The sequence below is a fragment of the Phenylobacterium sp. genome (genome assembly GCF_036495085.1).
Taxonomy (GTDB): domain Bacteria; phylum Pseudomonadota; class Alphaproteobacteria; order Caulobacterales; family Caulobacteraceae; genus Phenylobacterium.
In genome coordinates, this window is record NZ_DASXNL010000023.1 from 50,094 (window position 1) to 68,400 (window position 18,307).

Genomic DNA, 18,307 nt, shown 5'->3' on the forward strand with positions numbered 1-18,307 from the left:
TCGGTCAGTGACGAAAGGTCGTCCTGGGAGCGTCCTGGTCTTATGGACAACGCACGCTCACGGTGCGAAAACCCGAGCGCATCAAAGGGAACCGGCCGCCCGCGCAAGACGTCGAACGTGGGACCCGGGTAAGCAAAGTCGATGGATTACAGGGCCGCGTTCGCAAGCGCTCTCGAGAAGATCCGGGCCGAGGGGCGTTACCGGGTGTTCGCCGATCTGAAGCGCCACCGGGGTGAATTTCCACGGGCGACCTGGACCCGCGCAGACGGCGCAGAGTCCGAAGTGATCGTCTGGTGCTCCAACGACTACCTTGGCCAAGGCCAGAACCCGGTCGTCACCGACGCAATGAAGAAGGCCATCGACGAGGCCGGCGCCGGCTCCGGCGGCACCCGCAACATTTCGGGCACCACACACTACCACGTCGAGCTGGAACGTGAGTTGGCCGATCTTCACCAGAAGGAAGCGGCGCTGCTCTTCACCTCGGGCTACGTCTCGAATGAAGCCTCGCTTTCGACTTTGTACAAGATCCTGCCGGGTCTGATCGTCTTCTCCGACGCGCTCAACCACAACTCGATGATCAGCGGCATCAAGGCCGGCCGTGGTGGCGAGCGTCACATCTTCCGGCACAACGACCTCGAACACCTTGAAGAACTTCTGGCTGCGGCGCCTGCCGATGCGCCGAAGCTGATCGCCTTCGAAAGCGTCTACTCGATGGATGGCGACGTGGCCGACATCCCGGCTACCGTGGCGTTGGCCAAGAAGTATGGCGCGATGACCTATATCGACGAGGTGCACGCGGTTGGCATGTATGGTCCGCGCGGCGCCGGTGTCGCCGAGCGCGACGAGATGATGGCTGAGATCGACATCATCGAAGGGACGCTGGGCAAAGCGTTCGGCGTGATGGGTGGCTACATCGCCGCCGACGCCATGATCGTCGACGCCATCCGCAGCTTCGCCGACGGCTTCATCTTCACGACCTCGATCCCTCCGGCCCTGGCCGCCGGCGCCGTGGCCTCGATCCGCTACCTCAAGCAGCACAACGAAATCCGCATCGCCCACCAGGAGCGCGCCACCGCCCTGAAGGCTCGCCTGCTGAAGGCCGGGCTGCCCGTGATGCCGAGTGTCTGCCACATCGTGCCTGTGCTGGTCGGCGACGCCGTCCACTGCAAGATGATCTCTGACATCCTGCTCGAAGATCACGGCATCTACGTTCAGCCGATCAACTATCCGACCGTTCCGCGCGGCACCGAGCGGCTGCGCTTCACGCCCTCGCCGGCGCACACGGACGAAATGATGGACGCGTTGGTCGCTGCGCTCGAAACGCTCTGGGTCCGCTGCAACGTTCAGCGCGTCGGCGGCGTCGCCGCTTAAGGATGCCTGGAGGGGCGATGAGCCCCTTCATGAAGCGCAGCAGGTAGGGCAAACCAGCCGAGGTCGGCGCCGCCGGCGCTGGTCGCCGATAGACCGCCTCGGACCAGGCGTTCTCAGTCCGCCGGCGCTCACTGGTTTTCAGCCCCCGATCAAAGGCGGCGTTACGGCTCGTCCGCCCGACAGGTGACGCTCCAGCCGCCAGCGTAGGTGCGGATCTCATCCACCGCCAGGTCGTGCAGCGCGCCCAGGCATTCGATGTTGAAACGGTCGCCCAGCCGTGGCGTCTGAAGCGTGCTCGACCAGATCACCACGCGACCCGTGTCGCCGAAATCTTCGTCGAAGACTGCGTAGCCGCTTGCGCTGAACGGGCGCGGGCCGTCCGGGGACCGCGCCACGGCTATTTGCGTCGCCGGACGCCGCGTCCGAGGCCGATTTGCTTGGCGAAATCGGACCGCCGCGCAGCGTAAGCCGGCGCGACCATCGGATAGTCGGACGGAAGGCCCCAGCGCTTACGGTAGTCATCGGGGCTCATATTGTAGCGCGAGCGCAGGTAGCGTTTGAGCATCTTCAGTTTCTTGCCGTCTTCGAGGCAGACAATGAAGTCGTGCTGAATGCTGCGCCCGATGGAAACTGCCGGCTTGGGCCGCTCCTCGACAATGGGCGCCGGGTCGCGCGAGAGGCCTTCCAGCGCCTGATGCACCGTGCGGATGAGATCGGGAATCGAGTCGGCGGTGACGGCGTTTCGGCTCACGTAGGCGGCAACGATGCCGCTTCCAAGTCGTAGGAGTTCTTCGCCCGAAGGCCCCTCCGGGTCTGCTCCAACGCTCATTGGGTCCCTCTTTCTCTACGCTGCAACCGCCCGCAGCGCAGCGGGACCTGCACATCGGGTGAAGCGGAAACGCCGCGCCAGCGTGATTGTTCCCCTGCGGCTCGGCGACGGTGGAGGGATCGGCGGTTTGGGGGTAAAGAGCGCTCTCCGCCGGTTTCCATCCCGACCGACCCATCAGCCTGAAAGGCGCCGCCCTTGACGCTCAACGTCCAAGCTCAATCCTCGTCCACCACGTCCGCAGCTGGCGGGTTTTTCGCCGATGGCGTCGCGCAAGGTGATCCGGATCTGGCGCGGATCCTGGATGCTGAGCTTCGGCGCCAGCAGAACCAGATCGAGCTCATTGCGTCGGAGAACATCGTCTCGCGCGCCGTGCTGCAGGCCCAGGGCTCGGTCCTGACGAACAAGTACGCGGAGGGGTATCCGGGCAAGCGGTACTACGGCGGCTGCGAAGTGGTCGATGAAGCCGAGATCCTGGCGCAAGAACGGGCGCGTCGGCTCTTCGGTTGCGAATTCGTCAATGTGCAACCGCACTCCGGCAGCCAGGCGAACCAGGCGGTCTTCATGGCCACGATGAAGCCCGGCGACACATTCATGGGGATGGACCTGGCCGCCGGCGGCCATCTGACCCACGGCAAGAACATCAACCAGTCAGGCAAGTGGTTTCGCCCCGTCGCCTACAGCGTGCGCCAGCAGGACCACCTGATTGACTATGATCAGGCGTGGGAAGTCGCCCGCGCCGAGCAGCCCAAGGTGATCATCGCAGGCGCCTCGGCCTACTCGCGGCACATCGATTTCGCCCAGTTCCGGGCGATCGCCGACGATGTCGGCGCGGTGTTGATGGCCGATATCGCCCACTACGCCGGGCTTGTAGCCGCCGGCGCCTATCCCAATCCATTCCCCCACGCTCACATCGTCACAACGACAACGCACAAGACCCTGCGCGGTCCGCGTGGCGGGATGATCATGACCAACGATAAGAAGCTGGCGAAAAAGATCGATTCCGCGGTCTTCCCCGGCCTGCAGGGCGGGCCGCTCATGCATGTCATCGCCGCCAAGGCCGTGGCCTTCGGCGAAGCGCTGCGGCCCGAGTTCAAGCTTTACGCCCACCAGGTGATCGAGAACGCACGCGCGCTGGCCGACAGCCTGCAGACCGCCGGCTTCAAGATCGTCTCCAACGGCACCGACAGCCACCTGATGCTCGTGGATCTTACGCCGAAGGGCGTGAGCGGCGCCGACGCCGAGGTCGCGCTCGAGCGGGCAGGCATCACCACCAACAAGAACGGCATTCCCTTCGACCCGCTTCCGCCGATGCAGACCTCCGGACTGCGGGTCGGCTCGCCGGCCGGGACAACCCGGGGTTTCGGCCCCACCGAGTTCCGGCAGATTGGAGCCTGGATGGGCGAAATCCTCGACGGCGTGGCGGCCGGCGGCGACAATTCGGCGGTCGAGGCCAAGGTTCGCAGCGAAGTCCTGGCCTTGACGGCGCGCTTCCCTATCTACAACGGATAGGGTTTGGTAGGCCCGAGGGGGCTAGATCATGCGCTGTCCGTTTTGCGGCCACGCCGAAAGCCAGGTTAAGGACAGCCGGCCGTCGGAGGATGGCGCGGCCATCCGCCGACGTCGGTCCTGCCCGGAATGCGGCGGCCGCTTCACGACGTTTGAGCGCGTGCAGCTTCGTGAGCTGACCATCCTCAAGCGCTCGGGCAGGCGCACGCCATTCGAACGCGACAAGCTCGCGCGTTCAATCTCGATCGCCATCCGAAAGCGTCCGGTGGATCCCGAGCGGGTGGAAAGGATGATCTCCTCGATCGTCCGCCAGCTCGAGAGCATGGGCGAAACCGAATTGCCCTCATCGGCGGTGGGTGAACTGGTCATGAAGCAGCTCAAGGCGCTCGATGACGTGGCCTATGTCCGCTACGCCTCGGTCTATCGTGACTTCCGAGAAACCCAGGACTTCGCCAAGTTTCTTGGCGAGGAGGGTCTCGCCGAGGCGGCGGAGGGCGAGGAGTGAAGCTGAATCCCCCCTCCTTGCTGGAGAGGACGGACCAAACGAAGCGCGAGATGAATGGCGGCCTGCGGGCCCCGATTTTCCGGGCCTGCGCTTGACCCCGATTCCCCCGCCCTGGCCGCCACGCGGCCTGTCTCCCCCCTGAAGAGGAGGGACGATGACGATCACGCTCAAGCTCGCCACGACGCTGGATGGGCGCATCGCCACCGCGGGCGGCGAGAGCCGTTGGATCACGGGAGAACCTGCGCGCCAGGCTGTGCACCGCCTGCGCTCCGAGCACGACGCTGTGCTGGTGGGCGTGGAGACGGCGCTGTCCGATGACCCGGAGCTTACAGTCCGGCTGCCGGACTACACCGGGCCCCAACCCGCGCGCGTCGTGCTGGACAGCCGTCAACGGCTGTCGCCGGCAAGCAGACTGGTGACCTCGGCGCGGGAGATTCCGACTTATGTCGTAGCGGTTGGCCAACCGGATCGCGTTCTGCTCGAAGCCGGCGTGCACGTCCTGCAGGTCCGCGCCGTCGGCGAGGATCGGCCGGAGCTTTCAACGGTTGTGCAGGCCTTGGCGGGCGAGGGGTTCTCGCGGCTGTTTGTCGAAGGAGGCGGCCAAGTGGCCGCGAGCTTTATTCGCTGCGGACTGGTCGACGCCATCGAGTGGTTCCGTGCGCCAGTGCTGATCGGTGGGGAGGGGCGTCCCGCTATTGGCGCTCTGGCCATTGCCGAGCTCGCTCGGGCGCCCCACTTCAGGCGCACCGACGTCCGGGAGATCGGCGTCGACCTTTGGGAACGCTACGAGAGGGCCTGAATGTTCACCGGCATAGTCACGGACGTGGGCCATGTGCGGCGCGTGCGCGACACCAATCGCGACCGCCGCTTCGAGATCGATACGGCCTTCGACCTGTCGACGCTCGACATCGGCGCCTCGGTGAGCCACGCCGGCTGCTGCCTCACCGTGGTCGAGAAGGGCCATGGATGGTTCGCCGTGGAGGTGTCCGGGGAAACGCTTTCGCTGACCACGCTCGGCGAATGGGAGAAGGGCCGCCGTGTCAATCTGGAGCGAGCGGCCCGGGTCGGAGATGAGCTCGGCGGCCACATCGTCTCAGGCCACGTCGATGGAATCGGCGAAGTGCTGTCCGTTGAAAGCGAGGGTGGCTCGCACCGGGTGCAGATCAAAGTCCCCCGACCACTGCACCGCTACATCGCCCCGAAGGGCTCGATTGCGCTCGAGGGCGTCTCGCTCACGGTCAATGAGGTCGAGGACGACGTTTTTGGGGTGAATCTGATTCCGCACACCTGGGACGTCACCACCCTTGGCGAGCTCAAGCCAGGTTCGCGGGTGAACCTGGAGATCGACATGCTGGCGCGCTATCTCGCCCGTTGGCGAGAAACGGCCTAAAGCGTTCACCTCACGCTGAAGGGGCCCAGATGAGCGAAGACCAGATCCGCATCCTGATCGTCGAGGCGCGGTTCTACTCCGACCTGGCCGATGAACTGCTGAAGGGCGCCGTGGACGCTCTCGAAGCCTATGGCGCGACCTACGAAGTGGTCACCGTGCCGGGCGCGCTGGAGATCCCGGCGGCGATCGCGCTGGCCGAGGAAGGGGGCCATCGACCGGCCGCCGCCGCGCCCTACGACGGCTATGTGGCGCTGGGGACGGTGATCCGCGGCGAAACCTACCACTTCGAGATCGTCTCGAACGAGTCGGCGCGAGGGCTGATGGAGCTCTCGATCGCCAAGCGGCTCTGCATCGGCAACGGCATTCTGACCGTCGAGGACGAGGCTCAGGCCTGGGCGCGAGCCCGACCGAGCGAGGGTGACAAGGGTGGCGGGGCGGCGCGCGCCGCGCTCACCATGGTCGCGCTTCGCCAACAACTGCTGGCCGGCAAGCGATGACCGCTACCCCCAAGCAGGCCCGTTCCGTGGCGAGGCTCGCCGCTGTCCAGGCGCTCTACCAGATGGAGGTGTCGAACGCCGGAGCCGAGATGGTGATCCGGGAGTTCACCGAGCACCGATTCGACCGTGACCTGCCCGACGAAGCCGGGGAGGACGTGACCCTGGCCCATGCTGACGAAGTCTTCTTCGCCGATCTGGTGCGGGGCGTCGTTGCGCACCAGAAGGCGGTGGACGCCGCGATCGCCAAGCGGCTGGCCTCGGGTTGGCGTCTTGACCGGCTGGACGCCACGGCGCGGGCGATCCTGCGGGCAGGGGCCTACGAACTCAGCCACCGCGCCGACGTGCCTACCGAGGTGGTGATCGACGAATACGTGGAACTCGCCAAGTCGTTCTTCGAAGGGCCCGAGCCGGGGTTCGTCAACGGCGCCTTGGATGCCGTGGCCCAGGACACGCGGGGCTGATTGTCGGGGGGCTGATGTCCGGCGCTGACGAGTTCACCGAGATCGCTCGACTGTTCCGGCCTTTGACCGGCGGTGCGATCGGGGCCTTCGACCTCCTCGACGACGCCGCCATCGTTCCGCAGCGGCCGGGCTTCGACCTCGTGGTCACCAAGGACGCCATCGTGGAAGGCGTGCATTTTCCGGTGGGTGAGCATCCCGGTTTGGTCGCCAGGAAACTGGTGCGCGTGAACCTTTCCGACCTAGCGGCCAAGGCGGCCGAGCCATTCGCCTGCTTCCTGGCCGTGGCCTGGCCGAAGGCGTTCGGCCCCGCCGAGCGCGAGGCGTTCGCAAGCGGCTTGGGAGAGGATCTGCGGACGTTCGGGGTAGGGCTGCTGGGCGGTGATACGGTTTCGACGCCGGGCCCCTTCACCGCCAGCCTGACGGCGCTGGGCTGGGTGCCGCAAGGCGGTATGGTGCGCCGCGCCGGGGCGCGGGTCGGCGACGTCGTCGCTGTGAGCGGGACCATCGGTGACGGCGCCCTTGGCCTGCTGGCGACGCAAGGCGAGGTCGAGGATCCCGCGGGATGGCTTGCGGAGCGCTACCGGCTTCCCTCGCCGCGTCTCGACCTTCGCGACGTACTGCGTGGCGCAGCCAGCGCCGCTGCCGATGTGTCGGACGGCCTGATCGCCGACGCTGGACATATCGCCGCGGCCAGTGGGGTGCGGCTAAGCCTGGACCTGGACCGTTTGCCCGTCTCGGCGGCTGCGGCCGCCTGGCTGGCGACCCAACCCCATCAAAGTCAGGCGCTCGCGCAACTTGCGACGGGAGGCGACGACTACGAGGTGGTGGGAACCTTCCGGGAAACGCCGCCCGGCTTCACGCAGATCGGCAGGGTTTGCGCGGGAGCCGGGATCGAGGTCTCGGTGGGCGGGAGCCCCGTCGAGATCGGCCGCCGCGGTTGGCGTCACATCTGAAGGCTTGCGTTCCTGTTCGTGCTAGGGCTTTTGCCGCGTCCGCCGCGTTTCGTGAGAGCGGACGCCAAGGACCTCAGATGCCATTCCCTCCGACCCACCCTGCGCTGGCCCGCGCGCTCGAGCAGCAGGGCTATGCCGAGCCCACCCCCGTCCAGGCCGCCGTGCTCGCCGCGCCGGAGCAGCAGGACCTCCTGGTCTCCGCCCAAACCGGCTCAGGCAAGACCGTGGCCTTCGGTCTTGCGCTCGCCCGGGGCCTGCTGGGGCAGGAACCCCACTTCGAGCGGGCCGGTGTTCCCCTCGCGCTGGTGATCGCCCCGACGCGCGAACTCGCCCTTCAGGTCAGCCGCGAGTTGGAGTGGCTCTACGCCCACGCAGGCGCAAGGGTCGTGACCTGCGTCGGAGGCATGGACCCCTTGCGCGAACGGCGCGCGCTGCAGGCCGGCGCCCACGTTGTGGTTGGCACGCCTGGGCGGTTGCGTGATCACCTCGAGCGCGGAGCGCTCGATCTTTCCGGCCTTCGCGTCGTCGTGCTCGATGAGGCCGACGAGATGCTGGACCTCGGCTTCCGCGAAGACCTGGAGGAAATCCTCGACTCCACGCCGACCCAGCGCCGGACCCTGCTCTTCTCCGCGACGATCGCCAAAGAGATCGCCACGCTTGCGCGCCGCTACCAACGTGAAAGCCTGCGCATCGACACGCTGCGTCGCGACGAGGCGCACGGCGATATCGAGTACCGCGCCATCCGCGTTGCGCCAAACGAGGTCGAGCACGCCGTCGTCAACCTGCTGCGCTACTTCGAAAGCCCCGGCGCCCTGGTGTTCTGCGCCACGCGCGACAGGGTTCGCCACCTTCACGCCGCGCTGCGCGAACGCGGCTTTGCCGCGGTGGCGCTCTCCGGAGAGCTCAGCCAGAAGGAGCGGGCGGACGCCCTACAAGCCCTACGGGACGGCCATGCGCGGGCCTGTGTGGCCACCGATGTGGCCGCCCGAGGCCTCGACCTTCCCGACCTGGGCCTGGTTATCCACGCCGATCTGCCCGTGAACAAGGCGGGCCTGCTGCATCGAAGCGGCCGCACCGGGCGGGCCGGCAAGAAGGGGACCTCGGTCCTGGTCGTCCCGTACAACAAACGCCGGGTCGCGGAACGATTGCTGGACAGCGCCAGCATCGACGCAGGCTGGTCAGGCCCGCCGCTCGCCGACGAGATCCGCGCCAAGGACCAGCAGCGATTGCTTGCCGATCCGATCCTGACAGAAGATCCGTCCGACGAGGACCTGACACTGGCCCGCCTGATCCTCGCCGACCGCTCGCCGGAAGCTGTCGCAGCCGCCCTGATCCGTCTGCACCGCCAACGCTTGCCGGAGCCCGAGGACCTCTTCGACGACGCGCGCGACTCCGGCCAGTTGATCCCCTCGGCAAAGCCCCGCGGCGGCGCGGCCTATGATCCCCTGCGCGAGGGAGCCCCCGGAGCCTCGAACGCCACGGGCTCGGTCGGCGCGGAGTGGTTCCGAATGCCGATCGGACGTCAGAACAATGCCGACCCGAAGTGGCTGATCCCGCTGATTTGCCGGCTGGGCCATGTCACCAAGAAGGACATCGGCCAGATCCGCATCTTCGATCGAGAGACCAAGTTCGAGATCATCGCCGAAACGGAAGCTCGTTTCCGACAAGCGGTGAAGGGCGCCGCCGAAGGGGATATCCGCATAGAACCGGCCGCAGCGCCGCCCGCCGCAGACCGCCCGCGTGGACCGCGGCCGAGCGCAAACCGGCAGGGACCGCGGCCGCAAGCGCCTCGGTCGCCCGCAGCCAAGACGGCGGGGCCCAGGCCCGGTCCGAGAGCCAAGGGCGGCAAGCCGCGACACAAGCCCAACTAGCGATAGCTCATGCGGCCTTCGGGCGGCCCGGCTCGCTGACGTCGAAACGGACCTGTGAGCGGCCGAAATCCATCGCCACCGCATCGAACTGGGTGAGCAGGTCCATGCCGAGCATGACGGCCGGCTTGTCCTTCAGGCCCCAGATGTCGAACACGTGCAGATCGGCATAGATGACCGGCACATTGCCGAGGTGCAGGCCGCCCAAGCGCATGAAGGGGATGTACAGAAGGTCGCCCCAGAACTGCTCGCCGACCAGACTCTCCATCCGCAGGCGCTGGTAGGGTTCGACGCGCAACTTGCGGCGATCCACCTCGGCCACGATCTCTCGCAGGGCGGCGTTGCACATGGTCATCTGCGCGCCGGAGTCGATCATGGCGCTGATGTGTTTGCCGCTGAGGTCGGCGTCGACGATGGTCAACTGGCCGAGCCGGCGCCGAGCGGGAACGACCGCGCTGCCCTGGGTCGAGAAATCAGCTCTGGAGCGTGTGATCGCCAGGTTCTTCGCCTTGAAGCCGAGTTCCAGGCGTTGGCCGGACAGCCAATCGATCCCGAGCACCCCCTCCAGCCCGTCGTCGAGCGGCAGAACCGTAGCGTGCACGCCCTTTCGGTTGCGCTCGCCGACCCGCAACTGATCGATCAGGACGCCTGGCCGTTCACGGACTCCGACGATGGTATGCACCCGGGAGGGCGGGAGATCGGGGAGCGCAAGGCGCTGGGCGAGGTCCCTGGAGATGCAAGAAACATTGGCGCCGGTGTCGACCAGGAATTGGAACGGCCCCTGGCCGTTGATGGTGACGGGCCCCATCATATGCTCGAAAGCGTCGTGACCCGTATTGACCTGGGTCGGCGCCTCATCGGCGACGGCGGGGCGATCGGTCGAGACCTGGGCGATGGCGCGGGAAACGGTGAGGGAGGCGGCGCAGGCGGCAAGCAGGCTGCCGGATGCCTGTCGGCGGTTCGGAAGCATGGCTCCAACTCCTGCCCATAAGGCTGCGGCAGGATATCACCTGGGGGACCTGCGGTCACGCTGGAGGCTATGGCGACCGGTTTTTGGCAAGTCAGCCAAAAGTCGAGAGCGCTTCCGGCTACTCCCACCCGTCGGCACTGGGAGTGGGAAGCACCCCCTGGCCTCAATATTGCGGAAACCGGGCGATGCTATCCTCAGGCATGTCATACCGCGCCCTGACGTTAGCCCTCGCCCTGCTGACCCTCACTGGCCCAGCGCACGCGGCCGAGAAGTCCAGGGAGGTCGGGCAATATGTCGATCTGCAACCGGTCGCCCTGCCGATCGTCGTCCAGGGCCGCTTGGTCAACTACGTGTTCGTCTATGTCCGTGTGAACTTCAGGAACGGTGTCGACATCGCCAGGGTGCGGGACAAGGAACCGATGTTCCGCGACGCCCTGGTCCGCCAGGGGCACCGCACGCCCTTTGTCGTGCCAAACGACTGGAAAAGGGTTGACGAGGCCAAGCTCGTGGCGGCCCTGACCCGCGACGCCGCGGCGATCACCGGCCCCAACGTGGTGAGCTCGGTCGTGGTGACCTCACAAGCTCCACAGAAGAGCGTCATCACCCCAGGAGCCTAGGCCCTGGGAGGCTCCCGAACCGCGCCGGGCGCCGCAGGTTGCGCGTGCGAGACAACTTTGGCACTTTCCGGCCTCTTGCCGCAGGGCCGCGAAGAGGGCGCGCCCTGATTCTTGGGAAATTTAGGGGCTGGAAACGAGCCGGGGCCGTGTCGTCACACGGTCGTCGACCTCGGTCCGCGCGATCGCAAAAGGGGTGCGCACGAAAATGAGTGTTACTTTGATGCTGGTGATAGCCGCCGGCTTGCTTGCAGTGCTGTATGGCGCTGCGCAGACAGCCTCGCTGCTGCGGGCTTCGCCCGGCAACGCGAAGATGCAGGAAATCGCCGCCGCCATCCAAGAGGGTGCGCAGGCCTATCTGAACAAGCAGTACACCGCGATCGGCGTGGTTGGCGTGGTCATCCTGATCGCCGTCTTCTTCCTGATCGGTCCGCTGGCGGCCATCGGCTTCGCCACGGGCGCCATCCTGTCGGGCGCCGCGGGTTTCGTCGGCATGTTGATCTCCGTGCGCGCCAACGTGCGAACCGCCCAGGCGTCGTCCGAGGGGCTGGCCAAGGGTCTGTCGCTGGCGTTCCGCTCGGGCGCCATCACCGGCATGCTGGTGGCGGGCTTCGCGCTGATCGGGGTCGCGGGTTACTACGCCGTGCTGACCGGGCCGCTGGGCCACGAGAACACCAGCCGCGAAGTGCAGGACTCGATGATCGCCCTGGGCTTCGGCGCCAGCCTCATCTCGATCTTCGCCCGTCTGGGCGGCGGCATCTTCACCAAAGGCGCCGACGTCGGCGGTGACATGGTCGGCAAGGTCGAGGCCGGCATCCCGGAAGACGACCCGCGCAACGCGGCGACCATCGCCGACAACGTCGGCGACAACGTTGGCGACTGCGCCGGCATGGCGGCGGACCTCTTCGAAACCTATGCGGTGACCACCGTCGCCACGATGGTGCTGGCGGCGATCTTCTTCCGCGGCCAGGAAATCGTATCGAATATGATGCTGCTACCGCTGGCCATCTGCGGCGTGTGCATCGTCACCTCGATCATCGGCACCTTCGCGGTCCGCCTGGGCCGCTCCAACAACATCATGGGCGCGCTCTACCAGGGCCTGATCGTCACCGGCGTACTGTCGGTTGGCGCGATTTATTGGGTCATCAGCAAGCTGGTCACCAGCACCATGACCGTGGGCGACAAGAGCTTCGACGGAATGAGTCTGTTCTGGTGCGGCATCACCGGCCTGGCGGTCACCGCAGCCATCGTCGTGATCACCGAGTACTATACCGGCACGGGCTTTCGACCGGTGAAGTCGGTGGCCAAGGCCTCGGTCTCCGGCCACGGGACGAACGTGATCCAGGGCCTGGCCATGTCGCTCGAGTCGACGGCGTTGCCTGCCCTTACGATCATCATCGGGATCATCGTCACCTATAACCTGGCGGGGCTGTTCGGCATCGCCATCGCAACCACTTCGATGCTGTCGCTCGCCGGGTTCATCGTGGCGCTGGACGCCTTCGGCCCCGTGACCGACAACGCCGGGGGCATCGCCGAGATGGCCGGCCTTCCGCCGGAGGTCCGGGTCACGACCGATGCGCTCGACGCCGTCGGCAACACCACAAAGGCCGTGACCAAGGGCTACGCCATCGGTTCGGCCGGCCTGGGTGCGCTGGTGCTGTTCGCGGCCTACACCGAGGACCTGAAGTTCTTCGCCGCCAACGCGGCGCCTGGCACCTTCTTTGACCATCTGGGCGCTGTGGCCTTCGACCTCTCCAACCCCTACGTCGTGGTGGGACTGCTGTTCGGGGGCCTGCTGCCCTTCCTTTTCGGCGGTCTGTCCATGACCGCGGTGGGCCGTGCGGCTGAATCGGTCGTGGAGGAGGTCCGCCGTCAGTTCCGCGAGAACCCCGGCATCATGACGGGTGAGGTGAAGCCCGAGTACGGCCGCGCCGTCGCGATTCTGACCCAGGCGGCGATCAAGGAAATGATCGTGCCCTCTCTGCTCCCGGTCCTCAGCCCGATCGTGCTGTTCTTCATCATCAAGGCCATCGCTGGCAAGGTTGACGCCTTCGCCTCGCTGGGCGCCATGCTGATGGGCGTGATCGTCACCGGCCTCTTCGTCGCTATCTCGATGACCTCAGGCGGCGGTGCGTGGGACAACGCCAAGAAGCTGATCGAAGAGGGCCACTACGGCGGCAAGGGCTCGGAGGCCCACAAGGCGGCCGTCACGGGCGACACCGTTGGGGACCCCTACAAGGACACCTCCGGTCCGGCCGTGAACCCGATGATCAAGATCACCAACATCGTGGCGTTGCTGCTGTTGGCGGTCCTGGCCCACGGCGCGATCCACTGATCGCCGCGCGCCTCGTCGCGGAGGCGAATGGCTGAAACGAAGGCGCCCCGGAGATTGCTCTCCGGGGCGCTTTTTCGTGGGCGTCATCCCTCGCCGGGGAAGGCTCGACCGAGCGAACCTCCGGACAGGTCGAGGTGTAGCGGCCAAATGGGGGGATCCAACGCTTGAGCTCGGCGCCTAAAACATGGCCCTAAGGCGACTTCTCCCTTCCCCAGGAGGAGAGACGAGGCGGTGAATCTGGACTAGTTCCGACGATCGCCGGGGCGGTTGCCGGGGACGGTCTCGTCCTCTTGCGGCAGCATCGAGCCGCGGCCGACGTTGCCGAGGATCTGCTCGAGGATCGTCAACTCGCGGCCGCGCGTGGGCGTCTCGCGCCCGTTGAAGGCGATGACCTTGCCATCCTTCAGGGTGTAGCTGTTGACCGACTCGACCGTCTCGGAGTCCTTGTTGAAGCTGATCGCCGTGACGTTACGGGAGATCACCTCGGGCCGCCTGAACGCGACGCGCGACTTTAGCTGGTTCATGTAGAACCAAGTGTTCGAGTCGAAAGTACCGGTCGCCGAGGGCGAACCAAGCCGCGTGCGCACGGTCGACTTGGTGTCGGTCCCGATCTTCACGTCTTTCGGATCCGACTCGATGGCCTGGAAGCCGGAATAGCTGGTGATTGGGGCGCAAGCCGAGAGGCTCGCAGCGGCGGCTGGGATCAGCAGGCCCGCGGTGAGGGCGGCGAAGGCGGCTCTTGAGGACATCTGCGGCGTTTGAACCTACTTCGGGACACTCGTGGCCTTTGACCTATCGTCGCTCGGCCCTTAGTTCAATGCGGCTTTATGGAATGGATCGGGCGAAAACGAGGCGTGATGTTGCTGGACCGTCTGTTCCGACCGCGCGCGGCGCTCCTCGCCGGCCGGGCGCTCTACGCCCTCGCCGTCGAGCAATCGCGTCGCCCTGAGCTTTATTCCGCGTTCGGCGCGCCGGACACCGTCGAGGGAAGGTTCGAGGTCTACAGCCTGCACGTCGTCCTTCTGCTGGACCGCCTGCGGGGACTGGGCGAGCCGGCGGCGGACGTCTCGCAGAGCCTCTTCGACACCTATGTGAAGGGCCTGGACGACGCGCTTCGCGAGATGGGGGTCGGCGACCTTTCGGTCGGGCGCAAGATGCGAAAGCTGGGCGAGGCCTTCTACGGCCGAGGCAAATCGTACGAGAGCGCCTTTGCTTCCTTGCCGGACACAGCCGCGCTACAGGCGCTGCTGACGCGTACGGTCTATGCGGACGCCGATTCGCATGCCGCGCCCCACCTCGTCGCCTACGTCCTCGATCAGCGCGCGGCGCTTGCGACACAGCCGCTCGAGCGGCTGCAGGCCGGCGAGGTCTCCTGGAACGCGGCATGAGCCAGCCGTGGAACACACGCGTACGGCTGCACGAGCTTGCCCGTGGCGCACTGAGCGTGAGGCTGGAGCCGGACGCGGCCCAGCGAGCCAAGCTCGCCTACGACCTGGGCTTGGAATCGCTCCCCGCCCTTACGGTTCAACTTGCGGTCAAACCCTGGTTCGACGGCGCGGAGATCACCGGTGGCTTCGACGCTGTCGTCGAGCAGATCTGCGCGGTGTCGCTCGAAGCCTTCGAACACCCGCTCGCTGGCCGGATCGGCATACGGCTCGTGCCCGCCGACAGCCCGCATGCGCCCCAGCCGGATGGGGGAGAGCTGGAATACGACCCCGACGCCCCCGATCCTCCGGACGTCCTGGAGAGCGACATCATCGATCTGGCGGCCTATGTGGTCGAACATTTGGCGCTGGAAATCGACCCCTTTGCGCGCAAGCCGGGCGCGACGTTCGACTACACGCCGCGTGACGAGCCGGAGTCGCCGTTCGCCGTGCTCAAGAAACTGAAGCGCGACAAGCCCTGAAGCCTTAAGGCCTTTGTTTGCTTTGCCGGGCCCGGGCGCTATCGTCGCGACCGAATCCGGCGGGACCCGTCGAAGGACCATAGCGCCGCCTTGACCCAGCCACTGGTGATTTCCATCGACGCCATGGGCGGAGACCACGGGCCGTCCGTGGTGATCCCCGCGGTGGTGCGCGCGATCTCCGCGCTCCCCCAAGACGTCCGCTTCCTCCTGCACGGTGACGGGGCTGCGATCGCCGCAGGACTCGCGAAACATCCTGATGCGGCGCGCCGGGTGGAAATTCGTCACGCCGATCGGGTCGTCGGCATGGACGAGAAGCCCGCGCAGGCTCTTCGCCGCGGCAAAGGCACCTCCATGTGGAACGCCGTCGAGGCGTTACGCGAGGGCCACGCTGCAGCCGCAGTCTCGGCCGGCAACACCGGCGCCCTGATGGCGATCTCCAAGCTGATCTTGCGGATGAGCGCCGAGCTGGAGCGCCCGGCCTTGGTGACCAGCATCCCGACCGCGCGCTCGGTGACCACCTTCCTCGACGTGGGCGCCAACATCGACTGCGACGCCGAGCGGCTGGTGGAGTTCGCCATCATGGGCGAGGCCTACCATCGCGCTGCACACGGGGTGCCAAGGCCTACTGTCGGTCTCCTCAACGTGGGCTCCGAGGAGATGAAGGGCCACGAGGAGGTGCGCGAGGCCAACCGGGTGCTGCGTGAAGGCAAGATCGATCTCGACTATCGCGGTTTCGTCGAAGGCGACGACATCACCCGCGGCGCGGTCGACGTGATCGTCACCGACGGCTTCACGGGCAACATCGCCCTGAAGGCCATGGAAGGCGCAGCCCGGTTCATGAACAACGAGCTTCGCAACGCCCTGACCTCGGGCTTCGCCGCGACGGTTGGGGCCGTCCTCGCACGCTCAGCGCTGCTGCGGTTCCGCGATCGACTGAGCCCAACGCCCGCCGCGCCGCTGTTAGGCCTGAACGGCATCGTGCTTAAGTGCCACGGCGGGGCCAGCGACCGCGACTTCGCCCAGGCGGTTCGGCTTGCGGCCGACCTGGCCCGCAGCGACTTCGCCTCTGAGATCGAACGGAACATGCGGCGGCTGCCCGAAGCGCTCGCCGAGCCTGCGACTGCCACCGAGGTCGCTCAAGGAGCCCACGAGTGAGCCTGTTGCGCAGCGTAGTAACTGGGGTCGGCGGCTACCTGCCAGAACGCGTCGTGACCAACAACGACCTCGCCAAGTTCGTCGACACCTCGGACGAATGGATCATCGAGCGTACCGGCATCCGCCAGCGCCACCAGGCCGCCGATGACCAGCCGGTCTCTGATCTAGCTGTCGCCGCCGCGCGCCGCGCGCTTGCAGCCGCAGGCCGCACGCCCGACGACGTGGACTTGATTGTCGTGGCCACCACCACGGCCGACCTGACATTCCCGGCTGTAGCCACCATCGTGCAACGCAAGCTGGGTTGCCCCGTCGGAATCGCCTTCGACGTCCAGGCGGTTTGTTCGGGCTTCGTCTACGCCCTGTCGGTCGTCGACGGCTTTGTGGCGCGCAACCGCGCCAAGTGCGCGCTGGTGATCGGCGCCGAGACCATGACGCGGCTCATGGACTGGACCGATCGCGGCACCTGCGTGCTGTTCGGCGACGGGGCCGGGGCCGTCGTCATGGAACCTCAGGCAGGTGAGGGCACTACCGCCGACCGCGGCCTCCTGGGCTTTGCGCTGCGCGCCGACGGCTCCAAGCAGGAACTTCTGTTCGTCGACGGTGGCCCCTCGACGAATGGCCAGGTCGGCAAGCTCCGCATGCAGGGGAACCAGGTGTTCCGCCATGCTGTGGTGAACATCTCAGAGGCGGTGACCGCGGCCGCGGCCGACGCCGGTATTGAGGTGGCGAGCGTCGACTGGTTCATCCCCCACCAGGCCAATATCCGCATCTTGCAGGGGGTGGCCCGGCGGCTGGGCATCGACGAAGCCAAGGTCATCACCACGCTTGCCCAGCATGCCAACACCTCGGCGGCCTCGATTCCACTGGCCCTGGACCAGGGCGTTCGTGACGGGCGGATCAAGCCTGGTCAGATGTTGCTGTTGGAGGCGATGGGCGGGGGCCTGACGTGGGGCGCGTGCGTGCTGCGCCTGTAACTCGTCGGCTTTTGGCGATCTGCTGGCCTGGCGCAAGCCCGGCGGGCGTGCGTCTTCTTAACGACGATCAACAATCGGACGCTTGAAGTCTTTGACGTGCTGGGACAATCAAGGCACGGTGACACTATCGCTACGGGGGAACGGGCGAGAATGAAAAGCGCGACAGTTACGCGGGCGGATCTCTGTGAAGCGGTCCACGAGGAAGTCGGGCTCACGCGGCAGGACTGTGGTGAACTGGTCGAGCGTGTGCTCGAACTGATGTCGGTCGCTCTGGAGCAAGGCGAACAGGTCAAGCTCTCCGGCTTCGGCGTATTCCAGGTCCGGTCCAAGCGCGCCCGGATGGGGCGCAATCCCAAGACCGGCGCGCCCGCAGCCATCGAGCCGCGTCGGGTCATCGGCTTCCGCGCCTCGCAGGTCATGAAGGCGCGGGTCGATCGCGCCCTCGCGCGGTGAGGCTCGCCTAGGCCGTGGCCAAGGGGCCGGAAGCCTTTCGGACTATCTCCGAAGCGGCGGACGAGCTTCACGTGCCGCAACACGTCCTGCGGTTCTGGGAAACCAAGTTCGCGTTCATCCGCCCGATGAAGCGGGCCGGCGGCCGGCGCTTCTACCGTCCCTCTGATATCGCGGTGCTGCGTGGGGTCAGGCGTCTGCTTCACGACGAGGGCTACACCATCAAGGGTGTCCAGCGGCTGCATCGGGAGGAGGGCCTCCGACGGCTGGTGGGCGCGGGTGGATCGAGCGAGGCGGCCGCCGAGACGGTTTCAGACGGTGGCAAGGCAGGGCTGTTGAGCGCACTGCGGGACCTAGAGGCTGCGAAGCAGCGACTCGACCAACTGCTTTCCGGCTGAGCCCGGTTCGGGCGAAAAAAGCATACGGCGCCGACCCGGCGGTGGGTGGCACGGTTCTTGCGGACCCCGACGCAATTCGCGCCGGCGCGTGCCGGATCGGGACCGGCTTGGTCATGGCCGAGGGT

21 protein-coding genes are annotated in these 18,307 nt (G+C 66.6%); 17 read left to right on the forward strand and 4 right to left on the reverse strand.

Annotated features, from left to right (window positions below; all coding sequences use genetic code 11):
- Window positions 1–141: 141 nt before the first annotated feature.
- On the forward strand, window positions 142–1,371 hold the full coding sequence (gene hemA / locus VGI62_RS03700; RefSeq protein WP_331503042.1) for a 5-aminolevulinate synthase: 1,230 nt from the start codon (window positions 142–144) through the stop codon (window positions 1,369–1,371).
- Window positions 1,372–1,532: 161 nt separating this feature from the next.
- Here the strand turns inward: hemA and VGI62_RS03705 are convergent, their stop codons facing one another.
- Together VGI62_RS03705 and VGI62_RS03710 are read right to left on the reverse strand one after the other, a co-directional pair.
- Window positions 1,533–1,766, reverse strand: a complete 234-nt coding sequence (locus VGI62_RS03705; RefSeq protein ID WP_331503043.1) for a hypothetical protein — start codon at window positions 1,764–1,766, stop codon at window positions 1,533–1,535.
- A gap of 2 nt (window positions 1,767–1,768) precedes the next feature.
- Window positions 1,769–2,200, reverse strand: coding sequence for a MucR family transcriptional regulator (locus VGI62_RS03710; RefSeq protein WP_331503044.1), 432 nt, complete (start codon window positions 2,198–2,200; stop codon window positions 1,769–1,771).
- Between the two features lie 195 nt (window positions 2,201–2,395).
- Here VGI62_RS03710 and glyA point away from each other — a divergent pair, with 195 nt between their 5' ends.
- The 8 genes from glyA (at window position 2,396) to VGI62_RS03750 (ending at window position 9,383) form a co-directional block, all read left to right on the forward strand.
- On the forward strand, window positions 2,396–3,709 hold the full coding sequence (gene glyA, locus VGI62_RS03715; RefSeq protein ID WP_331503045.1) for a serine hydroxymethyltransferase: 1,314 nt from the start codon (window positions 2,396–2,398) through the stop codon (window positions 3,707–3,709).
- A 28-nt stretch (window positions 3,710–3,737) separates the two neighbouring features.
- Entirely contained in the window at window positions 3,738–4,211 is a 474-nt protein-coding gene (nrdR, locus tag VGI62_RS03720) for a transcriptional regulator NrdR (protein WP_331503046.1), read from the forward strand.
- A 154-nt stretch (window positions 4,212–4,365) separates the two neighbouring features.
- On the forward strand, window positions 4,366–5,010 hold the full coding sequence (locus tag VGI62_RS03725) for a RibD family protein (protein ID WP_331503047.1): 645 nt from the start codon (window positions 4,366–4,368) through the stop codon (window positions 5,008–5,010).
- Window positions 5,011–5,601 carry a riboflavin synthase gene (locus tag VGI62_RS03730; protein WP_331503048.1) on the forward strand — a complete coding sequence of 197 codons (591 nt, stop codon included), beginning with the start codon at window positions 5,011–5,013 and terminating at the stop codon, window positions 5,599–5,601.
- A gap of 29 nt (window positions 5,602–5,630) precedes the next feature.
- Window positions 5,631–6,098 (forward strand): 6,7-dimethyl-8-ribityllumazine synthase, encoded by a 468-nt coding sequence (gene ribH, locus VGI62_RS03735; RefSeq protein WP_331503049.1) that lies wholly within the window; start codon window positions 5,631–5,633, stop codon window positions 6,096–6,098.
- Entirely contained in the window at window positions 6,095–6,559 is a 465-nt protein-coding gene (gene nusB / locus VGI62_RS03740; protein ID WP_331503050.1) for a transcription antitermination factor NusB, read from the forward strand. The genes ribH and nusB overlap by 4 nt, the downstream gene beginning before the upstream one ends.
- 14 nt (window positions 6,560–6,573) lie before the next feature.
- On the forward strand, window positions 6,574–7,512 hold the full coding sequence (gene thiL / locus VGI62_RS03745; protein WP_331503051.1) for a thiamine-phosphate kinase: 939 nt from the start codon (window positions 6,574–6,576) through the stop codon (window positions 7,510–7,512).
- 77 nt (window positions 7,513–7,589) lie between these two features.
- The gene (locus tag VGI62_RS03750; protein ID WP_331503052.1) at window positions 7,590–9,383 is read left to right on the forward strand and encodes a DEAD/DEAH box helicase; all 1,794 of its coding nucleotides are present in this window, start codon (window positions 7,590–7,592) and stop codon (window positions 9,381–9,383) included.
- A gap of 7 nt (window positions 9,384–9,390) precedes the next feature.
- Here the strand turns inward: VGI62_RS03750 and VGI62_RS03755 are convergent, their stop codons facing one another.
- Window positions 9,391–10,350, reverse strand: coding sequence for a retroviral-like aspartic protease family protein (locus VGI62_RS03755; RefSeq protein ID WP_331503053.1), 960 nt, complete (start codon window positions 10,348–10,350; stop codon window positions 9,391–9,393).
- Window positions 10,351–10,535: 185 nt separating this feature from the next.
- Here VGI62_RS03755 and VGI62_RS03760 point away from each other — a divergent pair, with 185 nt between their 5' ends.
- On the forward strand, window positions 10,536–10,967 hold the full coding sequence (locus VGI62_RS03760; RefSeq protein WP_331503054.1) for a hypothetical protein: 432 nt from the start codon (window positions 10,536–10,538) through the stop codon (window positions 10,965–10,967).
- 205 nt (window positions 10,968–11,172) lie between these two features.
- Window positions 11,173–13,299: a sodium-translocating pyrophosphatase gene (locus VGI62_RS03765; protein ID WP_331503055.1), complete on the forward strand. Its 2,127-nt coding sequence runs from the start codon at window positions 11,173–11,175 to the stop codon at window positions 13,297–13,299.
- Between the two features lie 242 nt (window positions 13,300–13,541).
- On the opposite strand, the gene VGI62_RS03770 is transcribed toward VGI62_RS03765, so the two are convergent.
- A complete protein-coding gene (locus VGI62_RS03770) occupies window positions 13,542–14,048 on the reverse strand; it encodes an outer membrane protein assembly factor BamE (RefSeq protein ID WP_331503056.1) in 507 nt (168 codons plus the stop codon).
- 108 nt (window positions 14,049–14,156) lie between these two features.
- Here VGI62_RS03770 and VGI62_RS03775 point away from each other — a divergent pair, with 108 nt between their 5' ends.
- From VGI62_RS03775 to VGI62_RS03800, 6 genes are all read left to right on the forward strand, one after another.
- Window positions 14,157–14,687 (forward strand): ubiquinol-cytochrome C chaperone family protein, encoded by a 531-nt coding sequence (locus VGI62_RS03775; protein ID WP_331503057.1) that lies wholly within the window; start codon window positions 14,157–14,159, stop codon window positions 14,685–14,687.
- Window positions 14,684–15,205 carry a DUF177 domain-containing protein gene (locus VGI62_RS03780; protein ID WP_331503058.1) on the forward strand — a complete coding sequence of 174 codons (522 nt, stop codon included), beginning with the start codon at window positions 14,684–14,686 and terminating at the stop codon, window positions 15,203–15,205. The genes VGI62_RS03775 and VGI62_RS03780 overlap by 4 nt, the downstream gene beginning before the upstream one ends.
- A 90-nt stretch (window positions 15,206–15,295) precedes the next feature.
- Entirely contained in the window at window positions 15,296–16,360 is a 1,065-nt protein-coding gene (gene plsX / locus VGI62_RS03785) for a phosphate acyltransferase PlsX (RefSeq protein WP_331503059.1), read from the forward strand.
- Entirely contained in the window at window positions 16,357–17,334 is a 978-nt protein-coding gene (locus VGI62_RS03790; RefSeq protein WP_331503060.1) for a beta-ketoacyl-ACP synthase III, read from the forward strand. Before plsX ends, VGI62_RS03790 begins: the two co-directional genes overlap by 4 nt.
- A 150-nt stretch (window positions 17,335–17,484) precedes the next feature.
- Window positions 17,485–17,787 (forward strand): integration host factor subunit alpha, encoded by a 303-nt coding sequence (locus VGI62_RS03795; protein WP_331503061.1) that lies wholly within the window; start codon window positions 17,485–17,487, stop codon window positions 17,785–17,787.
- Window positions 17,788–17,801: 14 nt separating this feature from the next.
- Window positions 17,802–18,182, forward strand: coding sequence for a MerR family transcriptional regulator (locus VGI62_RS03800; protein ID WP_331503062.1), 381 nt, complete (start codon window positions 17,802–17,804; stop codon window positions 18,180–18,182).
- Window positions 18,183–18,307 lie beyond the last annotated feature (125 nt).